The organism is Streptomyces fulvorobeus (genome assembly GCF_013167895.1).
Taxonomy (GTDB): Bacteria; Actinomycetota; Actinomycetes; order Streptomycetales; family Streptomycetaceae; genus Streptomyces; species Streptomyces fulvorobeus.
In genome coordinates, this window is sequence record NZ_BLWC01000001.1 from 358391 (window position 1) to 381215 (window position 22825).

Here is a 22825-nt window from a genome sequence, read left to right on the forward strand (position 1 = left end):
CGGACCAGGGAGAGGCGATCTCCTGGCTGACGGACCGGCTCCCGGGCAAGAAGGCCGTCTCCAACGCTGGACGATGCCGTTCCGGTGCTGACCGGTGCGGCATCACCGCGTGCGGACGGTCCTCACGTGCAGACTGGGCGGTATGAATGACTTCCCCCTGGTGGACCGGCTCCCGGCCCCCGAACGGTACGGCAGCCTGCGCGTGCGGACCTCGGATCTCGGCCCTGCCCGATGGCTCACCGAACGGGCCCCCGGGCAAGGGCTGTTCGGGACGGCCGCAGGCGTCGCCGCGCCCGGGTTCGACGCCTACGCCCGGGTGCTGCACCCGGCATCCCTGGACGAACGGCCGGTGCGGTGGGCGGAGGTCGCCGCCGCGTACGGGCGCGAGGTGGGCCCCGGCACGCGCTGGCACGAGGTGGTCGGCACGGACCAGGACCACCCCGACGCGTCCGACAGCGGTCTGCCCGGCGTGTGGGACGAGTACCCGGGCGAGGGGCCCACTCCGCCGGCCGTCGCCGAGGCCCTCATCCCCGTCCTGGCCCGGCACACCGCGACACCCGGGCACTGCTGGTTCGGCCTCTGGCACGGGTACGGGCGGTGGGACTTCGACCACGTACCGACGTTCGGGACTCCCCACAGGGAGGAGGTCCTGCTCACCGGCGCGCTGCACGAAGCCGTCTCGCCGGTCTCCCTGGACGAGTTCGCCGAACTGCCCGACCTGTGGTGGCCGCAGGACCGGGCCTGGTGCCTGGGCGGCGACGTGGACCTGATGAGCACCTACATCGGCGGTTCCCGGGAACTGATCGCCGACCTGCTCGCCGCACCGGGACTGGAGGCGCGGCCCGTGGCGCCGGACGACCGGGTCGGCTGAGGCCGGCGGTCGTTCCCCCCGCACAGCGAGAATCCCCGGTCCGCAATTGCGGGCCGGGGATTTCCACGGGTATATTGAGTGTTTCTGTGCGCTCACAGAAAAAGCCCCGAATCGGGGCCACTAAGAAATACCATATCCAGCAGGGAGTCATGTTGTCAACTCGGGAAAGCGCCGAATTGCACGAGGAGCAGGAATTCATCGGCCGGCTCCACGACCGGGTCGACGCGCTGCGCGGAGCCGCCGCGGAGGGTGTCGAGGACGCGATGACGCCCGTGGGTACGGGTATGCAGGCCCGTCTCGAGCGCGAGGTGCTCGTCGCCGAGCGCTCGGGGCTGCTGGCCGCCCTCGACGCGGTGGACGGCTCGCTCTGTTTCGGCCGTATCGACCTCTCCGACGGCGTGGCACACCATATCGGCCGTATCGGAATTCGCGAGGACGACCCCGCGCGTACACCTCTTCTGATCGACTGGCGCGCACCGGTGGCACGCCCCTTCTATCTGGCCACCGGGCACACCCCCATGGGTCTGCGCCGCCGCAGGCACATCACCACCGAGGGACGCCGCGTCACCGAACTGCACGACGAGATCCTCGACCTCGGCGACCGGGAACGCACCGGCTTCGAGGACCCGAGCGGCGACGCCGTACTGCTCGCCGCCCTGGGCTCCGCCCGTACCGGGCGCATGGGCGACATCGTGCGGACCATCCAGGCCGAACAGGACCGTGTCATCCGCGCCCCGCACCAGGGCGTCCTGGTCGTGGAGGGCGGCCCCGGCACCGGCAAGACCGCGGTGGCGCTGCACCGTGCGGCCTTCCTGCTGTACGAGCACCGCGAGCTGATCGCCAAGCGCGCCGTCCTGATCGTGGGCCCCGACCCGGCGTTCCTGAGCTACATCGGCGAGGTCCTGCCCGCGCTCGGCGAGACGGGCGTCCTGCTCGCCACGCAGGGCGAGCTCTTCCCCGGCGTGCGCGCCCGTGGCACGGACACCCCGCGGGCGGTCGCCGTCAAGGGCGGTGCGCCGATGGCGGAGGCGCTCGCCCTCGCCGTCCGCGACCGGCAGCGGCTGCCCGAGCCCGGTGCACCGCTGGTCGTCGCGCACGACGACGGGGACCTCGTACTGGACTGGGAGATCGCCTACGAGGCCCGGCAGGCGGCCCGCGACACGCGGCTGCCGCACAACCTGGCGCGTCCCCACTTCGCCTTCCGGATCATCGACGCCCTCACCGCGCAGCTCACCGAGCGCATCGGCGCGGACCCCTACGGCGGTCCCAACTTCCTCGGCCCCGACGACATCGCCCAGTTGGGCAAGGGTGTCGCGGTCAGCGGGGAGGTGCACTCCGTCATCGCGGAGCTGTGGCCCGAACTCACTCCCGAGGAGTTCGTCGCCGGCTATCTGGCCGATCCGGTGTACATACCGGAGGCGGACGCGCGGGCCATCCGGCGGGCGCCGGGCGAGGGGGCGTGGACGCCCGCCGACGTACCGCTGCTCGACGAGGCGGCCGAACTGCTCGGGCGGGACGACAGCGCCGAACGGGCCGCGGCCGAGGCCGTGCGCCAGGAGCGCGTCGCGTACGCCCAGGGCGTGCTGGAACTGTCCAGGGGCTCGGAGACGTACGAGTTCGAGGACGAGGAGTCGGAGCGCCTCGCCGCCCACGACATCATCGACGCCGAGCGGATGGCGGACCGGCAGGAGGAGGCCGACCACCGCAGCGCGGCGGAGCGTGCCGCCGCCGACCGGACCTGGGCGTTCGGGCACATCATCGTCGACGAGGCGCAGGAGCTGTCGCCGATGGCGTGGCGGCTGCTGATGCGCCGGTCGCCGACCCGCTCGCTGACGCTGGTCGGCGACCCCGCGCAGACCTCGGAGGAGGCCGGTGTCGGGTCGTGGGAGAAGATCCTGGAGCCGTACGTGGGCGACCGCTTCGAGCACGTGCGGCTCAAGGTCAACTACCGTACGCCCGCCGAGATCATGGAGCTGGCGGCCCGGGTCCTGCGGGCCGAGGACCCCTCCTTCGAGCCTCCGGGCTCGGTGCGCTCCACCGGCGAGATGCCGTGGACACGGCGCTCGGGGGACGATCTGGCGGGCGCGGTGGCGCGGGCGGTCGCGGAGCTGACGCCCACCGAGGGGCGCCTCGCGGTGATCGCCCCCTCGGCGCTGCACGAGGAGATCGCGGCGCAGCTGGACGGGGTCACGGCCGGTGCGGAGCCCGATCTGACCCGGACGGTGGTCCTGCTCGGCCCGCGGCAGGCCAAGGGGCTGGAGTTCGACCACGTACTGGTCGTGGAACCCTCCGGTTTCGGGACCAGTGACCTGTACGTGGCGCTGACCCGGGCCACGCGGCGCCTGGGGATCGTCCACCGCGAGGAACTCCCCGAGGCGCTGCGCGGGCGGTGACACCCGGGGACGGCGGGCGGGCCGGGAGGGCTTCCGCCTCCGGAGCGGCGCCGCCGCCACTGCGAGTCGTCATCCGGGATTCACCGTGCCGTTCCGCTGTCCACACCGGATGCCCATAGCGTCTCGCGGGTCCGCAACGCTACTGAGGAGTACCGTGAGCGCTTCCGCCCTGACAGCTTTGGCCGCCTCCCTCGTGATGGTCACCGGCGCTTCCCCGGCCGGTCCGGTCTCCGTAGAGGCACGTGTGGAGACCCCCGCCGTGTACGACGACGAGGCGGGCGGCAACGCCGATGCCGACGACCCCGCGGTCTGGGTCGATCCCGACAACCCGGGGCGCAGCATCGTGATCGGGACCCTCAAGGAAGCCGGCCTGGACGTGTACGGCCTCGACGGGCGGCGGTTGCAGCACGTCAGCGCCCCGGCGGCGCCCGGCGAGGACGCGGCCCCCGGCCGCTTCAACAACGTCGACATCGTCTACGGCTTCGAACTGGGCGGCCGGAAGCGGGATCTGGCGCTCGTGAGCGACCGGGGCCGGGACCGGATACGCGCCTATGTGATCGATCCCGCCGCCGTCGCGGCGGGGCGGGCGCCCCTGAGGGACGTGACCGCCTCGGGGGTGCGGCCGGTCTTCGCCGCGAATGAGGCCGAGGTGGACGGACAGCGCACGTCGTACGGTCTCGCGGCGTTCAGCGACGGTGACGACGCCTACGTCGTGGTGTCGCAGCGCGAGGAGAGCCGCCTTCGCCTGCTCGAACTGGAGGATGTCGGCGGCCGGGTGGGGTACAGCGCCGAGGACACGCTGGATCTGCCCGGCACGTTCACACTGCCGGACGGCACCGACTGGACGCCCTGCGCGGACCCGGGCGAGCGCCCGCAGGTCGAGGGGATGGCGGTCGACCAAGAGGAGCACGTCCTCTACGCCGCCCAGGAAGCGGTAGGACTGTGGCGAGTCGAGCTCGACGACGAGGAGTTCGGGACCCCCGAGGTGTTGGACCGCGTCCGTGAGTACGGCACTCCGTGGACGTACGACGCGGCCGGGGAGGAGTGCGTGCTCGACACCGCCGCCGACCCCGGCTTCGGCGGTGAGAACCTGAGCGCGGACGCCGAGGGTGTGACCGTCTACCACGCGGCCGAGGGCACCGGATACGTGCTCGCCTCCAGCCAGGGGGACAACACCTTCGCCGTGTACGGGCGGGAGGGCCGCAACCGCTACCTCGGTTCCTTCACCGTGGACGACGGCGCGGCCACCGACGGAGTGCAGCACTCCGACGGCTCGACCGTCGTCAACGTCCCCCTGGGGCGCGGTTTCCCGAAGGGCCTGCTGGTCACCCACGACGGCGAGGCAGCCCCCGCTGACGGCGGGAGGGAGGGCACCGACTTCAAGTTCGTCCGGTGGGACGCCGTGGCCGGTGCGTTCCCGGAGCCGCTGGTGACCGACACCACGTCGTTCGACCCGCGCGACACCGACTGACCGGCCGCCGGCGCCCTGGCCGGCACGGTGGAACAGGTACGGGGACCGGCTCACCGCGCTCGGCGAGGCGGGCGTCACCGACTCGGTCCTGACCCCGGTCGGTGAAAACCCCCTGGCCGCGCTGACGTCCCTGGCGTCGGTGCTGGGACGACCTGACCTCTCCGGTCCGGCCATGGCCGGACCGGAGAGGTCAGGGTCGCTCGTGTGCCCCGCACTTGCCCCCGTGCGCGTGCTGGTCGCGCGGCGGGACTCAGGCGGTCAGCGGGTCACCGTCCACTTCTGGGCGGCCGCACCGGTGCAGGTCCAGATCTGCAGCCGGGTGCCGTTGGCCGAGCTGCCGCCGGTGGCGTCCAGGCACTTGTTGGCCTGGGGGTTGACGATGTCCCTGGCGGCGGGGACGGCCCACTTCTGCGCGGCGCTGCCGTTGCACTCCCACAACTGCGTACGCGTACCGTCCGCCGTGCCGCCCGAAGCCACGTCCAGGCACTTGCCGAGCGCGCGGATGGTGCCGTCCGCGCCGACGGTCCAACGCTGCGCGGCCGTGCCGTTGCAGTCGTAGAGCTGGACGGCCGTGCCGTTGGCGGTGTTGGCCCCGGCCACGTCGACACACTTGCCGCCGATGCCGGTGATGGGCCCGCCGGTACCCGGCTGGGCGGTGTCGGTGCTCACGCGGACGTAGTCGACCAGGAGGCGCTGGGGAAGGACCGTGCTGCCGTCCGGGTCGCCGGGCCAGTAGCCGCCGACCGCGAGGTTGAGGATCAGGAAGAACGGCTTGTCGAAGACCCACTGGCGCCCGCCCAGGTCGGCGGGTGTACGCCGCTGGTACACGGTTCCGTCGACGGACCAGGTGATCGCGTTCGGGCTCCAGTCGACCGTGAAGGTGTGGAAGGCGTCGGCGAACGCCTGGCCGCCCGGCAGGGTGTAACCGGCACCGATACCGCCCGAGCCGGAGTAGCCGGGGCCGTGGAGCGTGCCGTGGACGGTGCCCGGTTCGAAGCCGACGTTCTCCATGATGTCGATCTCGCCCGAGTTCGGCCAGCCCACCTGCCCGATGTCGTTGCCCAGCATCCAGAACGCCGGCCAGATGCCCTGTCCGCGCGGGATCTTCATCCGGGCCTCGACGCGGCCGTACGTCGTGGTGAACCGTCCCGCGGTGTTCAGCCGGGCGGAGGTGTACTCACACCGTCCGTACCAGCACTGGTAGTTCTCCGGGTTCTCCCGGCGGGCGGTGATGACCAGGTTCCCCTGGCCGTCCAGGGCCGCGTTGCGGGTGCCCGCGGTGTAGAACTGCCGCTCGTGGTTGGAGACGTTGTCGCCCGTCTCGGTCTGCCACTTCCCCCCGTCGACGGCCGCTCCCGCAGGCCCGTCGAACTCGTCGGAGAACGTGACGGCGGCCGCGGCCGCCGCGGTACGGGCGGATGGCTCGGTCGCCGGCGTGGGTGCGCCCTGCGCCAGTCCGGTGGAGAGTGAGGCGAGGGCGAGTACCGAGACGAGCGACGTCAGCAGACGCCGGGATAGGCGCGGGGAAGCCATGACTGTCCCTTCATGGAGCATGGCGGGGGGAAAGGGTTGATGTCATGCATATGACAGGCAAGCGCTTAGTTCACTACGTGATTTAAGAAGTGAGCGATCGCGCTGTCAAGACTTTGGTACGGACCAGCCCTCTGGCCCGTACCGGCTCGGGACCCCCCACTCCCCCGCGGTCACTTCCCGCAGCTGCCTTCGGGCCCGCGAACGGCCCTCGCCCCGCCGATGCCGTTTCGCCGGCCGGCGCGGCGCTCGCCCTCGGGTGGCATCGGCCCGAGCGATGCGCCGGCCCCTCCGGGACCGCCCGGTCCGGCCCCCGGGGGACGCCCCACGGGGACCGGACACCCTCTCAGACCTGCCCGAGGTCCGAACTGACCCACCGCTGGGGCCGCATCCGGATCACCACCTGCTCGCCGTGGTCCTGCCACGCGAAGTCGACGTAGCCCGCGACCTTCTCGGCCGGCAGATAACGCGCGGCCATCTCCTCCAGGTCAGCGCGCGTCGCGGCGCGGGTCTCGGTGACGGGACCCTCGACGGACACGTAACGGACGGTCGGCTCCACCCGGTCGACGAGCAGCGAGAACCTCCCTGCCGCGGCGATCAGTTCGGCCTTGCGCGAGGTGCGCCCGGTCAGCACCCGGATGTCGCCGCCCGGCGCGTACTGGTACCAGATCGGCACGTTGAGCGGCGCCCGGTCACTGTCCTGCGTTGCCACGGCCAGCGCGGCGACATGGGGCTGGGCGAGGAACTGTTCGCGCTCTTCGCGGGTGAGTGCCACAGCGAACTCCTTCGTACGGGAAAGGGTTGTCCTGCCCGCCCAGTGTGCCGCCGCACCCCGTAGCCGGCCGCCTCCCTCTCCGGTCACGGTCGCGCACGGAGGCGAGGAAGGTGTGCAACGAGTGGGAATGCACCTGCCTGCACGGAGAGTTGCGCGTATCCGCCACGGCCTGAGCGAACCTGGAGTTTCCTGGACCTTAACGGGGAACAGCGGAAGCAACAACGCAGTACGACGATTCGCCGGAGCGGTCCGGATATCGCTATTTCCTTGTTCACGCGTCGAATTCCGCCGTTACTCTGAGGCCGATTTATCGGTTGCTTCTGAAATCTGATTCGACAAAGGTGAGGAATACCTGTGCGACGCATAACCTCCGTCCTGGTCTCCCTGAGCGCCCTGCTGGCGGCGTCCGCGATGACCGCACCCGTGGCCGGCGCCGTACCGCAGGCCGACCGGCCGGCCGCGGTGCCCGGCGGGTGGGAGGCGGTGGACGGCGCCGAGCTGGCGCGGATCACCGGGGAGACGGGAGCCCTGCGGGCCCCCGCCACCGGTGAAAGGCTCTCCGCCTCGGCCGAGGAGCCCGAGCTCATGGCACTGCAGTCGGTCCGCAACGGACTGTTCGCCGCCACCGAGCTGAACTACGGCCCGCCCAGCACGGGCGTGGTGCGTGCCCGCTCCGCCGCGTACGGCGGCGCCTGGGAGGGCTTCGCCTTCGAGTGGGACGAGACCACCGAGACGTACGCCATGAGGTCCCTGGCGAACAACCTGTACGTGGCGGTCGAGAAGAACTACACCGGCAGCGCCAAGAACGTACTGCGGGCCCGCTCCGCCGGCGCGGGCGGCTGGGAGCGGTTCCACGTGTACTACAACGAGGAGCTGGGTCACTGGGCGCTCCAGTCCACGCTGAACGGCCTCTTCGTCACCATGGAGAACGGTTACACCGGATCGCTCCAGTACGTGCTGCGCGCCCGTTCCGCCGAGATCACCGGCGCCTGGGAGGAGTTCGTCTTCTACGACATCGCTTCCTGACCCCCCGCCGGCCCACCCACAGGCACCCTCGTGCCGGCGGGTGGGCCGGTGACGTCGAGCAGCCGCGGGGCCGCATCCGTCGCCCGTCCCCGTCGAATGCGAGTATCACCCGGGAAATGCGAGTAACACTCAGACGCTCGGGAGATGTGATGACACGTGCACGGCGCTTGTTCGGCGGACCGGTGACCCGCGGACTCCTGATGGTGGCGGTACTGGCCGTGGGCGCGGGGCTCTGGCTGTTCCAGCCCTGGAAGCTATGGCAGGACGAGACCGTGCGGGAGGAGTTCCCGACTGCCGCGCCTACGCCTGCGGCGCGGCAGCCGGCCACCCCCTCGGCGCCCCCGGCCGGGCCGCGGACGCTCGCGACGGGTGAGTTCATCAGCCATGAACACGCGACCTCCGGCACGGTGAAGGTCCTGCGGCTGCCCGACGGCTCACACACGGTGCGCCTGGAAGGGCTGGACACCAGCAACGGTCCCGATCTGCACGTCTGGATCACCGACGCCCAGGTGCGGGAGGGCAGGACCGGCTGGGGAGTCTTCGACGACGGAGAGCACAGGAGCCTCGGCAGGCTCAAGGGCAACAAGGGCGATCAGAACTACGCCCTGCCCTCCGGCGTCGACCTGGACCGTCTGAGCAGCGTGACCATCTGGTGCGACCGCTTCAACGTCTCCTTCGGGGCTGCCGAGCTCTCCCGGGTGTGAGTCGGTGTCTCACGGGGTGAGTCCGCGCAGTTCCGCGGCGAGCCTGGTGACGGCCGCGGGGTTGCGCGGGCTCTCCACCAGGTCCACGTAGTCCAGGACGACGATGCGGTCGTGTCTGATCGCCGAGACGTCGGCGAGCGGCTTGTAGGACTTCAGGAACGCGCGCTTGCGCTCCGCGCTCGTGTCACCGTAGTTGTTGATCACGATCACTTCCGGGTCACGCTCGACGACCGTCTCCCAGCCGACCGTCGTCCAGCTGTCCTTGAGGTCCTTCATGATGTGGTCACCACCCGCCTTGGTGATGATGTCGTGGGGCCCGGCGTACGCGCCCGAGGTGAAGGGCTTGTCCTGCCCGTCGTCGTAGAGGAAGACGCGCGGCCGGGCACCTCCCTCCGCGGCCGTCGCCCGCGCTTCCGCCACCTCCTCGCGGAACGCCCCGACGAGGGTCTCGGCCCGGTCCTCGACGTCGAAGATCCGTCCCAGGTTGCGCAGATCGGTGTAGAGCGCGTCGAGCGGTGCCATCACTCCGCGCGCCTTGCCCCGGCCGTTACGGCAGGACTCGCTCAGCAGGTAGGAGTCGATGCCCACGCGCCGGAGCGCGGCCGGGGTGAAGCCCTCCCCCTCGTTGAAGCCGTAGTTCCAGCCCGCGAAGACGAGGTCGGCACGGGCGTCCAGGACCAGTTCCTTGTTGATGGTCCCCTTCGAGAGCCAGGTGGTCTTCTCGTAACCGTCCTTCCACGGCACGGACGTGAGATCACCCTTGTCGTCCGGCATGACGTATCCCGCCATGTGGTCCTCCAGTCCGAGCGCGAACATGATCTCCGTGATGCCGACGTCGTTGGTGACCACGCGCTGCGGGGCCTTGTCGTAGGTCTTCTTCTCACCGCAGTTCTCGACCGTCACCGGATAGTGGCCGCCGGGGGCGCCGGAGCCCTTCCCCGGAGCGTCCTGGGAGGCGACATCGGCTCCGCAGCCGGTGAGTGCCAGCGCGAGGGCGAGTGCGAATGCGGCGGGTCGTACGGGGTTGGGCATGGTGAGGGAAACTCCTTGGGCATCGGTCACGCGGGTTGGAGGCGGTCGAAGAGCAGTTGCACCGCGCCGGTCTCCGGGTGCGGTACGCGATGCGCCCGTACGCCGAAGACCTCGGCCAGCAACGCGGGTGTGAGGACGTCGTGCGGAGGGCCGGAAGCGACGATCCGGCCGGCGTCGATGACGTGGATGAGATCGCAGTGGAGTGCGGCGAGGTTGAGATCGTGCAGCGCGGTCAGCACGGTCAGCCCGCTCTCGCGCACCAGGGCCAGCACCTCCAGCTGCTGGGCGATGTCCAGGTGGTTGGTGGGCTCGTCGAGGATCAGGACGCGGGGTTGCTGGGCCAGCGCGCGGGCGATCAGGACGCGTTGCTTCTCCCCTCCGGACAGCGTGAGGAAGCCGCGGTCCGTGAGGTGCCCGGCACCTACTCCCGCCAGGGCGGCCTCACACGTACGCAGGTCCTCATCGGTGGCCCTGGCCATGGACCGCTGGTGCGGCAGCCGCCCCATGGCCACGACCTCGGCGACCGTGAAGTCGAACTCGCTGACCGCCTCCTGGGGAAGCGCGGCGAGCCGGCGGGCGCTCTCACGCGCGCTGATCGCGTACACGTCCTCCTCGCCGAGCCGCACGGTGCCGGCCGTGGGTCGCAGGGCCCGGTAGACGCAGCGCAGCAGGGTGGACTTCCCGCTGCCGTTGGGTCCCACGAGGCCGACGAACTGCCCGAACCGGCGCGCAGTGTGACGTCGTCGACGAGCCGTGCGCCGGCGATCTCGACCGTCAGCCGGTCGATGTCGATCCGCATCACGCGCCCCCGAAGGTGTAGGAGCGGCGGCGCATGAGCAGGACGAAGCACGGAACGCCGATGACCGCGGTCAGTACGCCCACGGGCAGTTCGGCCGGTGCGAGCACCACGCGGGAGAGGATGTCCACCCAGATCAGCAGGACGGCGCCCGCGAGTGGTGCGACGGCAAGGAGCCGGCGGTGGTCCGCGCCGACCAGCATCCGGGCGGCGTGCGGGACCATCAGGCCGACGAAGCCGATGGCTCCGCTCACCGCGACGACGGCCCCCGTGACGGCCGCGGAGACGAGGAAGAGCTCCTTGCGCAGCCTTCCCGCGTCCACACCCAGCGCGGCGGCGGTCTCGTCGCCCATGGCGAGGGCGTTCAGACGGCGGGCCGACCACACGAGGTGGGCCAGGCCGGCGCACACCGCGGCCGCGGCGATCGGCACGGAGGTCCAGGTGGCGCCGCCGAGACTGCCGAGCAGCCACATCATCGCCGAGCGGGCCGCCTCGCCGCGTTCGGCGGCGAACACCATGAACGTGGTCACGGCCGAGAAGCCGTAGTACATCGCGGTGCCCGTCAGGACGAGCCGCAGCGGGGTGAGGCCGCGGTCGGTGCGGGCGACCGCGTACACCAGCACCATGGCCAGGAGGGCGGAGACGAAGGCGGCCGATGACAGGGCCCAGACGCCGAAGGCACCGAACGCGCCGAAGATGAGGACCGCGTTGGCCCCCACGGCCGCGCCCGAGGAGATGCCGAGGACGAACGGGTCGGCCAGGGCGTTGCGGACCATGGCCTGCACGGCGACGCCGATGGCCGAAAGACCCGCCCCCACGATCGCGGCCAGGACGGCTCGCGGGAAGCGCAGTTCCCACACGATCGTGTAGGCCCCGGCCTGGTCGGCGGCGACGGGTCCGCCGGTCAGTCCGGCCCAGAGGTGGTGCGCCACCTCCGGCCAGCTGAGCCCCGAGGCCCCTGTTCCGGCGCCGAAGACGAGGGAGACCGGGAGCGCGATGCCCAGGCAGGTCAGGAGCACCGGCAGCGGGACGCGCCTGGGCGGTGCGGGTCCGGCGCCGGTGGGGGCGGTGCGCAGTGGTGCGGCGGGTAGGTGTTCGAGCGATGTGGCCACGGGCGGGTCGCTTTCGCCTCGGGCCGTGCGCCTACGTTTCCAAAGGAGCAGCCCGGGACCGGGAGGCCCCCGCGCAGCACCTCTCGCAGTCCACGGCGAATTGACAGGAGCCATCAGCACCGCGGGAAATCGGGCTTACGGAGACCTGTGTGGTCTCCGCCTACCGTTGCGGGTCAGCGCCGGACTTGGACCGGACTTCCCCCGCGGGGCGCTCGCAGCTTAGCGCGGAACGGTGTGGCCCCGCCGGAAACAGGACACTTCCGCCCACCGGGCGGGGTTTCGCCCGTGGCCACCACGAGGCACCGGTTGTCGAACGTGTAAGCGGATGTGAGAGATTGTCACCTCTCTTGTGAAAGACCTCCGGCGACTGCCGGGGACGAGGGACAACAGAAGCTGGCGTCGGCCTGAACGGAAGGCTAAGCCTTCTCCAACATCCTTGCGTACAGGGCCGGTTGACTGGTATCCGGAGTCTGACCCGGTTCCGCTGAAGGCCGGATTCCGGTGATAGCATCCGGGCATCTGTGATCTTGATCCAACTGGATCCAGATGCTGATGTGCGATCGGCGGCCTGTCCCGCGCAGCAGCGGCCGGGCAGCGCCCGAGCGGCTGTGTCGCGGGCCCTCGCGAGGTGTGACCGGTCGCCGTCCGCCTGCCATGCGCCCGGAAAGGTTTCCATGATTCGAGATGCACTTGTGTGGTGCTTGGCCGCGGTGGCGGCGACAGCCGTCGTCGCGGTCGTGGCACTCGCCGCCCGCAACAGAGCCCTAGGGGCGAAGAAGCAGCAGTCCGAGGCCGAGCTGAGGCGCCAGCTCCACACGTCCGACAGCCAGCTGCACGTGTCCCGAGCCGAACTGCAGAGGTTCAGGAGCGAGCAGGAGCGGACCCTCCGCGAGGCCAAGGAGGCCGCGGAGGAGAACACCAAGGCGGTCCTCAAGGGCGCCGCCAGCTTCCTGCAGAGCCTCGCGGCGGAGCAGACGACCCTCCTGGACGGCATCCAGCGGAAGTACGGCGGTCACGCCGTGCTCAGCGACCTGCTGGAGGTCAACCACGCCAACGCCCAGATGGCGCGCAAGGCCCAGGGCATCGCCGTCATGTGCGGAGCGCCGCTCGGCCGCCGCAACCGCCCCGCCAGCGTGTACGACGTGGTGCGCAGCGCCCAGGGGCAGATACGCAACTTCCACCGGGTCGCCATCATGCAGCAGACCGGTCTGGCGCTGAAGGCGTCCGCGGTCGCTCCCGTGGCGCTCGCCGTGGCCGAACTGCTTGACAACGCTGCCAGCTTCTCCCAGCAGGACGCACCGATCGAGGTGACGTTCCAGCGGATCCGGAACAACCTGTGCATCGTCATCGACGACGCCGGTGTCAGCATGAACGACGAGGACCGCCAGCGGGCAACCGAGCTGCTGTCCGGGGATGTCGTGCCCCGGCTGTCCCAGCTCGGGAACCAGCCGAAGTTCGGATTCCCGGTGATCGGCCTGATCGCGCGTCAGTACGGCTTCACGGTGGATGTCACCGGAGTCTCCCGGTACGGCGGCGTACGGGCCGTCGTCCTGCTGCCCGAGGAGCTGTGGACCATGGAGGAGACACCCCAGGCCCCGGAGGCTCCCGTCAGCAGCATCATGCGCAACGAAGGACGGCCGCAGACGGGTGCGGCGCGCACCACGCACGGCCTGCCGAAGCGCGGAGCGCGCCAGGCGCCCATCGCGAGCGTGCCCGACCCGGAGGCGCCCCGCTCCGCGCCAAGGGCTCCCCAGGAGACGGGGCGCGCCTCCGGGCGCAGCCTGGGGGCTTTCCAGCGCGGCACGCTGTCCGGCCGCAATCCTGACGCCACGTCACTCGAAGGGTCCGAAGACGCATGACCGCCGACCTGTCGTGGATGCTAGAGGACATCGTGCACAACGTGCCCCGGGCACGGCACGCCGTCCTGCTGTCCGCGGACGGCCTTCCTCGGGGAGCCACGGAGGGCCTGGCCGAGAAGGAGGTGCGCACCATCTCCGCCGCCATGGCCGGGATGCAGTCGCTCAGCCGGGCCACCGCCCACTTCGCGGGGCCCGAGGAGAACCGGCAGTGGAACCAGACGATCATCGAGTTCTCCCACGGCTGGAGCTTCCTGATCGGAGCGGGGCAGGGCGCCTATCTGGCGGCCGCCGCGGCGCCCGACGTGGACATGCAGCAGATCTCCTTCCGCATGCACCGTCTCGTCGCCAGGCTGGGCAACAACCTCACCTCGCCGCCCCGGGTGAACACGGACGAGGACGCCGGTACGGGTGGTTCCGGACCCGCCAGGCGTGAGAGCGGCGGCGGCTCGGGCTTCGTGCTCGCCGACCTCGACCGGGTGATCTCCGAGGTGCGGGGCGCTCGGCACGCCGTGCTGCTGGGGGCGGACGGGCTGCCGCGCGGGGCGACCAGCGGACTGAACAGGGACCTGGCGGACACGATCTCCGCGGCCATGACGGGCATCCACGCCTACAGCAGGGTCACCTCGCAGTTCGCGGGCGTCCTGGAGGACGCCGAGTGGCGGCAGACGGTCATCGAGTTCCAGCACGGCTGGATCTTCCTGATCGCGGCCGGTACCGGGGCCTTCCTGGCCGCCGCGGCCGAGCACGACTGCGACATCGAGGAGTTCACCACGCGCCTGCACGAAGTGATCCCGAAACTGACCGGTTCAGCGGCGCAAGGACAGGGGGCAGGCCATGCCTGACGAACCCGAGCACGAGCTGGAACTGACGTCCCCGTTAGTCCCCCTCTTCGTGATCACGAACGGACGGGCACTGCCCCCGGACCACGAGTACGAGCACACCACGCTCGTCATGGCGGCGCCGGAGTCGGCTGCCGCCGCGCGCACGCTCTCCCCGGAAGCGGGCCAGGTCATGGAACTGGTCGCCGACGGCTTCCTGTCCGTGGCCGAGGTGGCCGGCCACACGCACCTGCCGCTGGGCATCGTGCGCATCCTGCTGGCGCAGCTGGAGGAGGACGGCCTCATCCTCGTGAGAAGGCCGATACCGCGCGCCGAACGAGTGGACAGAGAACTGGTCAGCGCCGTACTCGATGGCCTGAAGAACCGATTCGGAGCGTAACGCGTGTACCTGGATCCAGACGTCTCCCACGCGGTGAAGATCCTCATAGTGGGGCACTTCGGGGTCGGGAAGACCACCTGCATCGGGAGTCTCTCCGAGATCGAGCCGCTGCGGACCGAGGAGGAGATCACCGAGGCCAGCGAGGGTTACGACGACCTGTCGGGAACCCCCCACAAGAAGACCACCACCGTGGCCATGGACTTCGGCCGCCTCACCCTCAGCGACACCCTGGTCCTCTACCTCTTCGGTACGCCTGGCCAGGAGCGTTTCAAGGAGATGTGGGAGGAGCTGTCCCGGGGCGCCCTGGGCGCACTCGTCCTCGTCGACCCCGAGCGGCTGCACGAGTCCTTCCCCGTCCTCGACCTGGTCGAGAGCTTCGGCCTGGCGTACGCCATCGGCGTCAATCACTTCGAGGGCACGACGGACTACCCGCTCGACGAGATCCACGAAGCACTGAACCTGACGGCCGACACCCCCGTCGTGAGGTGCGACGTACGCGACGAGACCACCTCGGCCCAGGCACTCATCACCCTCGTCACCCACCTCATGTCCCAACTCGGCTAGGAGAGCGCCGCAATGCAACAGCCGCCTGACGCACAGGAGATACCTCCCGGGTGCCCCGCGCACGGGAACGTCCAGCTGTACGGTCCCTCGTTCGGTGCCGACCCCGACGGCCACTACGCGCATCTGCGTTCGTTCGGTCCGAGCGCCCCCGTGGACATCGCCCCGGATGTCCAGGTGGAGCTGATCACCAGTTACGACGCCGCGCTGTACGTCCTGCAGAACCCCGCGTCCTTCGTCCGTGACTCCCGCCGCTGGAACGCGCTGAACGAAGGGCGCGTCCCGGCGGACAGCCCGGCCCTGCCGATGATGAGCTACCGCCCCAACGCCCTCTTCAGCGACGGCGCGGCACACGCCCGGCTGCGCCAGGCGGTCACGGACAGCCTCGCCACGGTCAACGAACTCCAGCTCGTCAGGCAGACCCAGCAGTCCGCCGACTACCTGATCAGCCGGTTCAGCTCCGAGCCCCGCGGCCAGGCCGAGCTGATGTCGGAGTACGCGCAGCCGCTGCCGCTGCTGGTCTTCAGCGACCTGTTCGGCTGCCCGCCCGAGATCGGTGACCGTGTGATCGCCGGGATCAGCGGCATCTTCGAGGGCACCCCCGGGGCCGACGAGGTGCTGGGAGGCGCGCTCACCGAGCTGATCGCCCTGAAGCGGCGCCGCCCGGCGGCGGACCTGACGACACGGCTGATGGAGCACTCGGCCCGGCTCAGCGACGAGGAGGTGCTGCACCAGCTCGTCACGCTGCTCTCCGGCGGTACCGCGCCTCTGACCGCCGCCATCGGCACCAGCAGCGCGCTGTACCTCGGTGAGGAGTGGCAGACCGGGCTGCCGGTCGAGGACGCCATCGCCCAGAGCCTGTGGAACTACGCGCCCATCGCCAACTACGCGGCCCACTACCCGGTCCACGACGTCGAGCTGGGCGGCAGGCTGCTGCGTGCCAACGATCCGGTCCTGGTGTCCTTCGCCGCGGCCAACACCGATCCGAAGCTGACCGAGCACCGCCAGCAGCTCAGCGCCAAGGCGCACCTGGCGTTCGGGGCGGGCCCGCACGCGTGCCCCGCCAAGGACCCGGCGTTCATGATCGCGGTCACCGCTGTCGAGACCCTCCTCAACCGGCTGCCCGACATCGAGATGCGGGTCCCGTTCAGGACACTCGCCTGGGCGCCGACGCCGTGGAGCCGTTCGCTGGTGACCCTGCCTGTCCGCTTCACCCCGCGGACGGTGTCGTCGGCAGCGGAGCCCGCGCAGGCCCCGGCCGCCCAGCAGCACGCGCCCGCCGAACAGCGGTCCGCGGCCCGCTCCTCCCAGCCGTCGGCCTCCGCCGCCCCGCAGCACAAAGGGGGCATGTTCAGCCGCTTCCTGGCATGGACGAGGGGAGAGTGATTTAAGTAACCCCATGAGGCCCCTGTGTTACTGGATGCTTCAACGACCTTATGGGTATGCATGGCGGCTGGTTCTCGGAAAGGAGCCGCCATATGGGAGTTGCCACAACTCCGTCGTACGACCGCAGGGCGTCCGCCTCACTCTTCTCACGTCTGCGGACGGCAGCAGGGCAGGCCGACCCCTTCCCGATATACGAGGAGCTGCTGTCCAGGGGGGATGTCATACCCGCCCCCTGGGGCGGCTCCGTCGTGTCGAGCTTCGCCGTCTGCGACCAGGTGCTGCGCAGCCGTGACTGGCTGGAGCCCGACAAGCGGTGGCGCGAGCGCCAGGGATCGGGCACCCGCTGGAACGCCTCCTCCTCGCGGGAGATGAGCAACACGCTGGCCGCCCTCAACCCCCCGGACCACACCCGGGCCCGCCGGGCGGCCGGCACGTTCGACCGCGCCGCCATCGAACGGATCGGCCAGGCCGTGACCCGGACGACCGACCGGCTGCTGGACTCCCTGCTGGAGCGGGTACGCGAAGGGGAGGCGGACTTCGCGGCCCTGGTGGGCGAGGAGCTGCCGGTGGCCGCCATCGGTGACTGGCTCGGTATCCCGGCCGCCGACCGGCCCCGGCTGCGGGAGCTCACCCACGACCAGGTCTTCACGCAGGAACTGCTCCCCTCGGCGAGCCAGCTCGCCGCGTCGGACGCGGCCACGGCTGAACTGCGCACCTACTTCACGGCCCTGGTCGAGGACCGGCGCGCACATCCCGGGGATGACCCCGTCTCCCGCTGGATACAGACGTGGGACACCATGGAACCCGACCGCGACAAGGCCGACGAGGCGGTCTACTTCCTGGTCCTGTTCGTCCTGCTGGCCGCCCTGGAGACCACCGCGACGCTCCTGACGACCATGGCGCTGCATCTCGTGGAGAGTCCGGACCGCTGGAACCTGGTGGCCAACCACCCCGACCTGGTGCCCGGCTTCGTGGAAGAAACGTTGCGCTACGACCCGCCCACCCATGTGATCAGCAGGGTCGCGGCCAAGGACCACGTCCTGGGCGGGATCGAGATACGCAGGGACGAGATGGTCCACCTCATGGTGGGAGCCGCGCACCGGGACCCCGCCAGGCACCGTGAACCCCACCGGTTCGACCCCCTGCGCAAGCCCGCTCACCTCGCCTTCAGCGGAGGCATCCACTACTGCCTGGGCGCGCCGCTCGCCCGGCTGGAAGCCCAGATCCTTCTCCGCCAGCTGATCCGGCGCCTCCCCCGCCTCACGCTCGTGCGCCGCCCGACGATGGCGCCCCGGGTGGCGTTCCGGCGCCCGCTCAACCTGGATGTCGCCCTCGCATGAGCCTTATGACGCCCCCTCACACCAGTCCCTCCGGCTCCGGCAAGGCGATACGCGTCGAGCAGGACGGTCCCGTACTCCATGTCCGCCTCAACCCGTGGCAGCAGGACGACACGCTGGGCGTCGCCGTCCTCGACGAGTTCCTCCTCCTGCTCGACGGCCTCCACGACCGCCCGGACGTCCGCGTCCTGGTCCTGTCGTCCCTGGGCACGGACTTCTGTCTGGGCGCCGACCGCGCCGAGTACCAGGCATCGCTCGCCGCGGACCCGACAGGAGCAGGGCTGCGGCGCATCGCGGACAAGGCCCACCGTCTGTGCCAGGCGCTGGAGAACACCCACGCGGTCACCATCGCCCGGCTCCACGGCCGGGTGATCGGTGCCGGACTCGCGCTGGCCTCGTTCTGCGACCTGCGCGCGGGCGCGGACACCTGCCGCTTCCGCATGCCGGAGGTCGGCATCGGGCTGCCACCCGCCTGGGGAGGAGCGATGGGCCGCCTGGTCTCGGAGGCGGGAGCCGCCCGTATCCGGGAACTCATGCTCACCTGCGAGGTCTTCGACGCGGCCACCGCACACCGGCTCGGCCTCCTGCACAGGACGGCCCCGCCCGACCGGCTCGACGAGGCCGTCGACGCCTGGACCAGACCCCTGGTGCGGCGCGCGCCCGAGGCGCTCGTGCTGACCAAACGCATGCTGGCCGGATACGCGAAGGCCGACCGGACGGCGGACGTCTCCCTGCTGGACTCCCACCTTCTGACGGCCCACATCAACCGGCCCCGGGGACAGTCCGCGACCGGTACGGGGTGACGGCCGGACGGGGATGCCGCCGCGCCCCGCACGTCCCGCGTAGGCGCGGGTCACACCCGGGGCCCGGCGCCCGTCACGGAGGGCTCGGCGGCGCCCGGCCATGCCGGGCACGCGCCGACGGTCCCGCCGTTGCCTTCTAGCCGAGGCCGGCCGTGCGGCGTGCCGCCCAGACACGGCGTTCGGTGCGGACCGCGAGATCCTCACGGCGCAGGATGCTGTGGGGGCCTTCGGTGTCGAGCAGCCGGTCCAGGGCGCCGAGGTCCTCGGGGCGAGGGCCCGGGCGGCGCCGGCGCGCAGGCGCTTGAGGCCGGTGAGCGCGTAGGCGCCGACCGCGGCGCTGCGGGAGCCGTCGACGGCGACGGTGAGGGTGCGCTCGCCCTCGACGGTGAATCCGGCGGCGGCCAGCTTGGCGCCCCAGTCGGCGCCGCGGTGGGAGACGTGTCCGGCGTGGTGGTCCGCGAGGGCGGCGTGGCAGCGCTCCTCCAGGCCGGGCCGCTCCTCGGGAGCGGTGCCGGGCAGGAAGCGGGGGAAGCCGGCCAGCTCGACGACGGCGAACAGGCCGCCGGGGGCGAGCAGGCCGCGGACCCTGCGCAGGGCCCGGTCGGGGTCGGCCAGGTGGTGCATCGAGGCCGACGCCCACACCAGGCCGGGCCGGCCGAGTCCGGGCCAGTCCGCGTCGAGGTCGGCGGAGACCGTGCGTACCCGGTCGGCCAGGCCGAGCGCCCCTGCCCTCTCCCGCAGGCGGCGCAGATGGACGGCCGACGTGTCCACCGCGGTCACCTCGGCCTCGGGGAACCGGGCGAGCAGGGCGAACGTGCCCGCCCCGGTGCCGCAGCCGAGGTCGACGATGTGCCGCGGTTCGCCCTCGACGGGCAGCCATGCGGTCAGGGACGCGGTGTGCTCGGCGAGCACCTCCGCGTCCAGGTCGAGGATGTCCGCCTGGTCGTGGGAGTCAGGAGTGTGCTGGGGGCCGGGGTGCGAGCCCTGGTGTGCCGTGTGCGGGGAAGCGTGAGTCATGAGTGCCACGCTAGGGAACTCATGCCGGAGACGCATCACCTCTCCCGGTATACGCAAGAAGCTGGCCGGACGCGCTGCGGAACGCGCAAACAGCGGTCCGTTCTCCCGTCTCAGCCGTCGTCCCCGCGCTGGTGGCCGCGGCGGGCGTCCCGGTCGAAGATGCCCAGGATCTCGCAGGGCCCGCCCTCGGCGCCGATCGCGTGCGGCAGCATCGTGGGGAACTCCGCCGCCTGGTTCGTCTCCACGCGCAGGCGGCGGTTGCCCAGCAGCAGGACCGCGGTGCCGGACAGGACGACGAGCCATTCGCGGCCGGGGTGTGCCCGCATCCGTGCGGGACTGTCCGGCGGTGGCTCCGTCATGCGGCGGCGTACGACGCTCATGCCGGGCTCCGCCTTGATGGACCAGCGCATGAGTCCGTGGGCCGCGTCGATCGCCGGACTGGTGACGACGTCGTCGGCGGCGGTCTCGACGAGCTGGTCCAGCGAGGTGTCCAGGGCGCGTGCCAGCGTGACGAGCTGGTCGAGGGCCAGCCGGCGCTGACCCGTCTCGATGCGGCTGAGCGTGGACTGGCTGACGTTGGCGCGGGCGGCCAGTTCCTCCAGGGACCAGCCCTGGGCCACGCGCAGGGCGCGGATCCTTCTGCGTACCAGGCTGTCCAGCTCGTCCTTGTCCTGCGTCATGGGCACCATGCTATGCGCCCGGCGCATACCCCTCGCGGACGGTCAGCGGCTCCTCCGTACCCGGGCCGCCGCGCGCGCTTCCGCCGCCTTGCGGGCATCGGCCGTCCTGCGGGTCTCCTTCGGGCGTCCGGGTCGCGTACCCATGCCGCGGAAGGCGACGTTGCCGCTGCCCTTCCCCTCGACCGGCGGGCGCCTCGCCCCCGTGATGGCGGTCAGCTTCTCCTCACCGGAGTGCACCTGGGTGACCGTCGGCCTGATCCGGGCGTCGGTCATGATCCGGTTGACGTCCCGCCGCTGGTTCGGGGTGACGAGCGTGACCACGTTCCCGGACTCCCCCGCGCGTGCGGTGCGCCCGCCCCGGTGCAGGTAGTCCTTGGCGTCGGCGGGCGGGTCGACGTTGACGACGAGGTCGAGCGCGTCGATGTGGATGCCCCGCGCGGCGACGTTGGTGGCCACCAGCACGTTGATCTCACCGTCCTTGAACTGGCCGAGCGTGTGCGTGCGCTGCGGCTGCGACTTCCCGCTGTGCAGGGCGGCGGCTCGTACCCCGCTGGCCCGCAGGTGACGGGTGAACTGGTCCACGCCCGCCTTGGTGTCCAGGAACATCAGGACCCGGCCGTCGCGCGCGGCGATCTCGGTCGCGATCGCGTACTTGTCGGCGGCGTGGATGTTCAGCACGTGGTGTTCCATCGTGGTGACCGACCCCGCCAGCCGGTCCAGCGAGGCGAGCACGGGCTCGTGCAGGTAGTCCCGCACCAGCTGGTCCACGTTGCGGTCGAGCGTCGCCGAGAACAGCAGCCGCTGCCCGTCGTGGCGGACCTGGTCCAGGAGATCCGTGACCTGCGGCAGGAACCCGAGGTCGCACATCTGGTCCGCCTCGTCCAGCACGGTGATCCGGACCTGGTTCAGGTGGCAGTGCCGACGCGACACCAGGTCCGTCAGCCGCCCTGGCGTCGCGACCACCACTTCCACGCCGGTCTTCAGCAGCGCCGACTGCAGGTTGACCGACAGCCCGCCGACCACCGTCGCCATGCGTACGCCGAGCGCCCGCGCGTACGGCTCCAGCGCGTCGCTCACCTGCTGCGCCAGCTCACGGGTCGGCACCAGGACCAGGGCGAGCGGCTGCTTGGGCTCCGCCCGCCTGCCCGCGGTCCTGGCGAGCAGTGCGAGACCGAAGGCGAGCGTCTTGCCGGAGCCCGTCCGCGCGCGGCCCAGGACGTCACGGCCCGCCAGCGCGTCGGGCAGGGTCGCCGCCTGGATCGGGAAGGGTTCCTTCACCCCGAGGCCGGCCATCGTCCTCATGAGCTCCGGCGGCAGCCCGAGCGCGTCGAAGGACTCGGCCGGCGGCAGGCCCGGCTCCGCCGTCCGCGACGTCGCCGGTTCCCCACCGGGCGCTGCGGCTCTGCGGGAGTCCGTGGCTCGCGGCCCCTGGGCCTGCGGCGTGGTGTTCATGGGCAACCTTCCTGGCTCTGGCGCCCGGAACGCACCGGGGCCCGTACCCCTCGGTACGGGCCCCGGCGGTGTCGAAGCGTGGCCCTCAGTTTACCAGCGGGCCTCCCGGCCTGTTCCGGTCCGTACACCGGCTCCGCCCTCCGGCGTACGCGCGTCCCCCGCGGCCTGGTACGAAGGCGGTGTGACCCAAGAGATCCAGCCCGCGACCGTTCGCGTGTTCATCGCCCTCGCCCCGCCCGACCCCGCGAAGGAAGAACTGGCCCGGGCGCTGCGCCCCGCCTACGTGAGCCACCCGCACCTGCGGTGGAACCGTATCGAGGACTGGCACATCACCCTGGCGTTCCTCGGTGAGCTGCCGTCCGGGACCGTGCCCCTCCTGCGTCCGCCTCTCGCCGGACTGGCGGCGGGCCGCCCGCCGCTGTCCTTGGCACTGCGCGGCGGCGGGAGCTTCGACGAGCGGGTGCTGTGGAGCGGGATCGGCGGAGACCTCGACGAGCTGCACGCGCTCGCCGCCGATGTGCGTGCCGCGGTCGAGGGCTGCGGCATCGCCTTCGAGGACCGGCCGCTGCACCCCCATCTGACCTTGGCGCGGGCACGTCGGGGGACCGGTCATCGGCCGCGGAGGTCGCCGCGAGCCTTGCCGGATTCACCGGCGGCCGATGGCCGGGCGAGCGGCTGCACCTGGTCGGCAGCAACGCGGGCCGCGGCAGCGGACCGATCCGCTACCGCGACATCGACGCCTGGCCCTTCGGCGGCGGTGACGCCACCCCGGCCTGAACCGGAGGGACCGGGGCGCGTGCGG

Annotated in this window: 18 protein-coding genes and 3 pseudogenes; 13 read left to right on the forward strand and 8 right to left on the reverse strand. The window is 71.4% G+C overall.

The window, feature by feature from the left end:
* Positions 1 to 142 precede the first annotated feature (142 nt).
* From Sfulv_RS01660 to Sfulv_RS01670, 3 genes are all read left to right on the forward strand, one after another.
* Positions 143 to 871, forward strand: coding sequence for a hypothetical protein (locus Sfulv_RS01660; protein ID WP_173310584.1), 729 nt, complete (start codon positions 143 to 145; stop codon positions 869 to 871).
* A gap of 176 nt (positions 872 to 1047) precedes the next feature.
* Positions 1048 to 3264: a HelD family protein gene (locus tag Sfulv_RS01665; RefSeq protein ID WP_173310586.1), complete on the forward strand. Its 2217-nt coding sequence runs from the start codon at positions 1048 to 1050 to the stop codon at positions 3262 to 3264.
* A 154-nt stretch (positions 3265 to 3418) separates the two neighbouring features.
* A complete protein-coding gene (locus tag Sfulv_RS01670) occupies positions 3419 to 4735 on the forward strand; it encodes a phytase (RefSeq protein ID WP_256668783.1) in 1317 nt (438 codons plus the stop codon).
* Between the two features lie 258 nt (positions 4736 to 4993).
* On the opposite strand, the gene Sfulv_RS01675 is transcribed toward Sfulv_RS01670, so the two are convergent.
* Positions 4994 to 6268 carry a glycoside hydrolase family 16 protein gene (locus tag Sfulv_RS01675; RefSeq protein WP_173310590.1) on the reverse strand — a complete coding sequence of 425 codons (1275 nt, stop codon included), beginning with the start codon at positions 6266 to 6268 and terminating at the stop codon, positions 4994 to 4996.
* Positions 6269 to 6611: 343 nt separating this feature from the next.
* The gene (locus Sfulv_RS01680) at positions 6612 to 7040 is read right to left on the reverse strand and encodes a pyridoxamine 5'-phosphate oxidase family protein (protein WP_173310592.1); all 429 of its coding nucleotides are present in this window, start codon (positions 7038 to 7040) and stop codon (positions 6612 to 6614) included.
* A 363-nt stretch (positions 7041 to 7403) separates the two neighbouring features.
* Here Sfulv_RS01680 and Sfulv_RS01685 point away from each other — a divergent pair, with 363 nt between their 5' ends.
* Positions 7404 to 8066 (forward strand): fascin domain-containing protein, encoded by a 663-nt coding sequence (locus Sfulv_RS01685; RefSeq protein WP_173317509.1) that lies wholly within the window; start codon positions 7404 to 7406, stop codon positions 8064 to 8066.
* A 149-nt stretch (positions 8067 to 8215) separates the two neighbouring features.
* Entirely contained in the window at positions 8216 to 8770 is a 555-nt protein-coding gene (locus Sfulv_RS01690) for a DM13 domain-containing protein (RefSeq protein ID WP_173310594.1), read from the forward strand.
* Positions 8771 to 8779: 9 nt separating this feature from the next.
* Here the strand turns inward: Sfulv_RS01690 and Sfulv_RS01695 are convergent, their stop codons facing one another.
* The 3 genes and pseudogenes from Sfulv_RS01695 to Sfulv_RS01705 all read right to left on the reverse strand — a co-directional run bounded on the left by Sfulv_RS01695 (position 8780) and on the right by Sfulv_RS01705 (position 11710).
* Entirely contained in the window at positions 8780 to 9802 is a 1023-nt protein-coding gene (locus Sfulv_RS01695; protein WP_173310596.1) for an ABC transporter substrate-binding protein, read from the reverse strand.
* Between the two features lie 26 nt (positions 9803 to 9828).
* Positions 9829 to 10601, reverse strand: a pseudogene (locus Sfulv_RS01700) (ABC transporter ATP-binding protein).
* Positions 10601 to 11710, reverse strand: coding sequence for a FecCD family ABC transporter permease (locus Sfulv_RS01705; protein WP_173310598.1), 1110 nt, complete (start codon positions 11708 to 11710; stop codon positions 10601 to 10603). Before Sfulv_RS01705 ends, Sfulv_RS01700 begins: the two are co-directional and overlap by 1 nt.
* Before the next feature lie 674 nt (positions 11711 to 12384).
* Here Sfulv_RS01705 and Sfulv_RS01710 point away from each other — a divergent pair.
* The 7 genes from Sfulv_RS01710 to Sfulv_RS01740 all read left to right on the forward strand — a co-directional run bounded on the left by Sfulv_RS01710 (position 12385) and on the right by Sfulv_RS01740 (position 18874).
* Entirely contained in the window at positions 12385 to 13569 is a 1185-nt protein-coding gene (locus tag Sfulv_RS01710) for an ATP-binding protein (RefSeq protein WP_173310600.1), read from the forward strand.
* Entirely contained in the window at positions 13566 to 14411 is an 846-nt protein-coding gene (locus Sfulv_RS01715; protein WP_246352969.1) for a roadblock/LC7 domain-containing protein, read from the forward strand. Before Sfulv_RS01710 ends, Sfulv_RS01715 begins: the two co-directional genes overlap by 4 nt.
* Positions 14404 to 14787: a DUF742 domain-containing protein gene (locus tag Sfulv_RS01720; protein WP_173310602.1), complete on the forward strand. Its 384-nt coding sequence runs from the start codon at positions 14404 to 14406 to the stop codon at positions 14785 to 14787. The genes Sfulv_RS01715 and Sfulv_RS01720 overlap by 8 nt, the downstream gene beginning before the upstream one ends.
* A 3-nt stretch (positions 14788 to 14790) precedes the next feature.
* Positions 14791 to 15351: a GTP-binding protein gene (locus Sfulv_RS01725; RefSeq protein WP_173310604.1), complete on the forward strand. Its 561-nt coding sequence runs from the start codon at positions 14791 to 14793 to the stop codon at positions 15349 to 15351.
* Positions 15352 to 15363: 12 nt separating this feature from the next.
* Positions 15364 to 16734, forward strand: a complete 1371-nt coding sequence (locus tag Sfulv_RS01730) for a cytochrome P450 family protein (RefSeq protein ID WP_173310606.1) — start codon at positions 15364 to 15366, stop codon at positions 16732 to 16734.
* A gap of 92 nt (positions 16735 to 16826) precedes the next feature.
* Positions 16827 to 18074 (forward strand): cytochrome P450, encoded by a 1248-nt coding sequence (locus tag Sfulv_RS01735; protein ID WP_173310608.1) that lies wholly within the window; start codon positions 16827 to 16829, stop codon positions 18072 to 18074.
* A 5-nt stretch (positions 18075 to 18079) separates the two neighbouring features.
* A complete protein-coding gene (locus Sfulv_RS01740) occupies positions 18080 to 18874 on the forward strand; it encodes an enoyl-CoA hydratase/isomerase family protein (RefSeq protein WP_371874619.1) in 795 nt (264 codons plus the stop codon).
* Between the two features lie 136 nt (positions 18875 to 19010).
* Here Sfulv_RS01740 and Sfulv_RS01745 read toward each other — a convergent pair.
* The 3 genes and pseudogenes from Sfulv_RS01745 to Sfulv_RS01755 form a co-directional block, all read right to left on the reverse strand.
* Positions 19011 to 19891: pseudogene (locus Sfulv_RS01745) on the reverse strand (class I SAM-dependent methyltransferase).
* 110 nt (positions 19892 to 20001) lie between these two features.
* Positions 20002 to 20571: a helix-turn-helix domain-containing protein gene (locus tag Sfulv_RS01750; RefSeq protein WP_173310611.1), complete on the reverse strand. Its 570-nt coding sequence runs from the start codon at positions 20569 to 20571 to the stop codon at positions 20002 to 20004.
* A 42-nt stretch (positions 20572 to 20613) separates the two neighbouring features.
* Complete coding sequence (locus Sfulv_RS01755; protein WP_173310613.1) at positions 20614 to 22023, reverse strand: DEAD/DEAH box helicase; 1410 nt, start codon at positions 22021 to 22023, stop codon at positions 20614 to 20616.
* A 181-nt stretch (positions 22024 to 22204) separates the two neighbouring features.
* Between Sfulv_RS01755 and thpR the strand changes: the two are divergent.
* Positions 22205 to 22800 (forward strand): annotated as a pseudogene (thpR, locus tag Sfulv_RS01760) (RNA 2',3'-cyclic phosphodiesterase).
* The last annotated feature ends 25 nt before the right edge of the window (positions 22801 to 22825 follow it).

Excerpts from the sequence above, each read along its gene's own strand:
- Sfulv_RS01715 (WP_246352969.1), top strand. The coding sequence starts at position 13,566 with ATGACCGCCGACCTGTCGTGGATGCTAGAGGACATCGTGCACAACGTG.
- Sfulv_RS01720 (WP_173310602.1), top strand. The coding sequence starts at position 14,404 with ATGCCTGACGAACCCGAGCACGAGCTGGAACTGACGTCCCCGTTAGTC.
- Sfulv_RS01755 (WP_173310613.1), bottom strand. The coding sequence starts at position 22,023 with ATGAACACCACGCCGCAGGCCCAGGGGCCGCGAGCCACGGACTCCCGC.
- Sfulv_RS01675 (WP_173310590.1), bottom strand. The coding sequence starts at position 6,268 with ATGGCTTCCCCGCGCCTATCCCGGCGTCTGCTGACGTCGCTCGTCTCG.
- Sfulv_RS01690 (WP_173310594.1), top strand. The coding sequence starts at position 8,216 with ATGACACGTGCACGGCGCTTGTTCGGCGGACCGGTGACCCGCGGACTC.
- Sfulv_RS01695 (WP_173310596.1), bottom strand. The coding sequence starts at position 9,802 with ATGCCCAACCCCGTACGACCCGCCGCATTCGCACTCGCCCTCGCGCTG.
- Sfulv_RS01660 (WP_173310584.1), top strand. The coding sequence starts at position 143 with ATGAATGACTTCCCCCTGGTGGACCGGCTCCCGGCCCCCGAACGGTAC.
- Sfulv_RS01710 (WP_173310600.1), top strand. The coding sequence starts at position 12,385 with ATGATTCGAGATGCACTTGTGTGGTGCTTGGCCGCGGTGGCGGCGACA.
- Sfulv_RS01750 (WP_173310611.1), bottom strand. The coding sequence starts at position 20,571 with ATGACGCAGGACAAGGACGAGCTGGACAGCCTGGTACGCAGAAGGATC.
- Sfulv_RS01740 (WP_371874619.1), top strand. The coding sequence starts at position 18,080 with ATGACGCCCCCTCACACCAGTCCCTCCGGCTCCGGCAAGGCGATACGC.
- Sfulv_RS01730 (WP_173310606.1), top strand. The coding sequence starts at position 15,364 with ATGCAACAGCCGCCTGACGCACAGGAGATACCTCCCGGGTGCCCCGCG.
- Sfulv_RS01735 (WP_173310608.1), top strand. The coding sequence starts at position 16,827 with ATGGGAGTTGCCACAACTCCGTCGTACGACCGCAGGGCGTCCGCCTCA.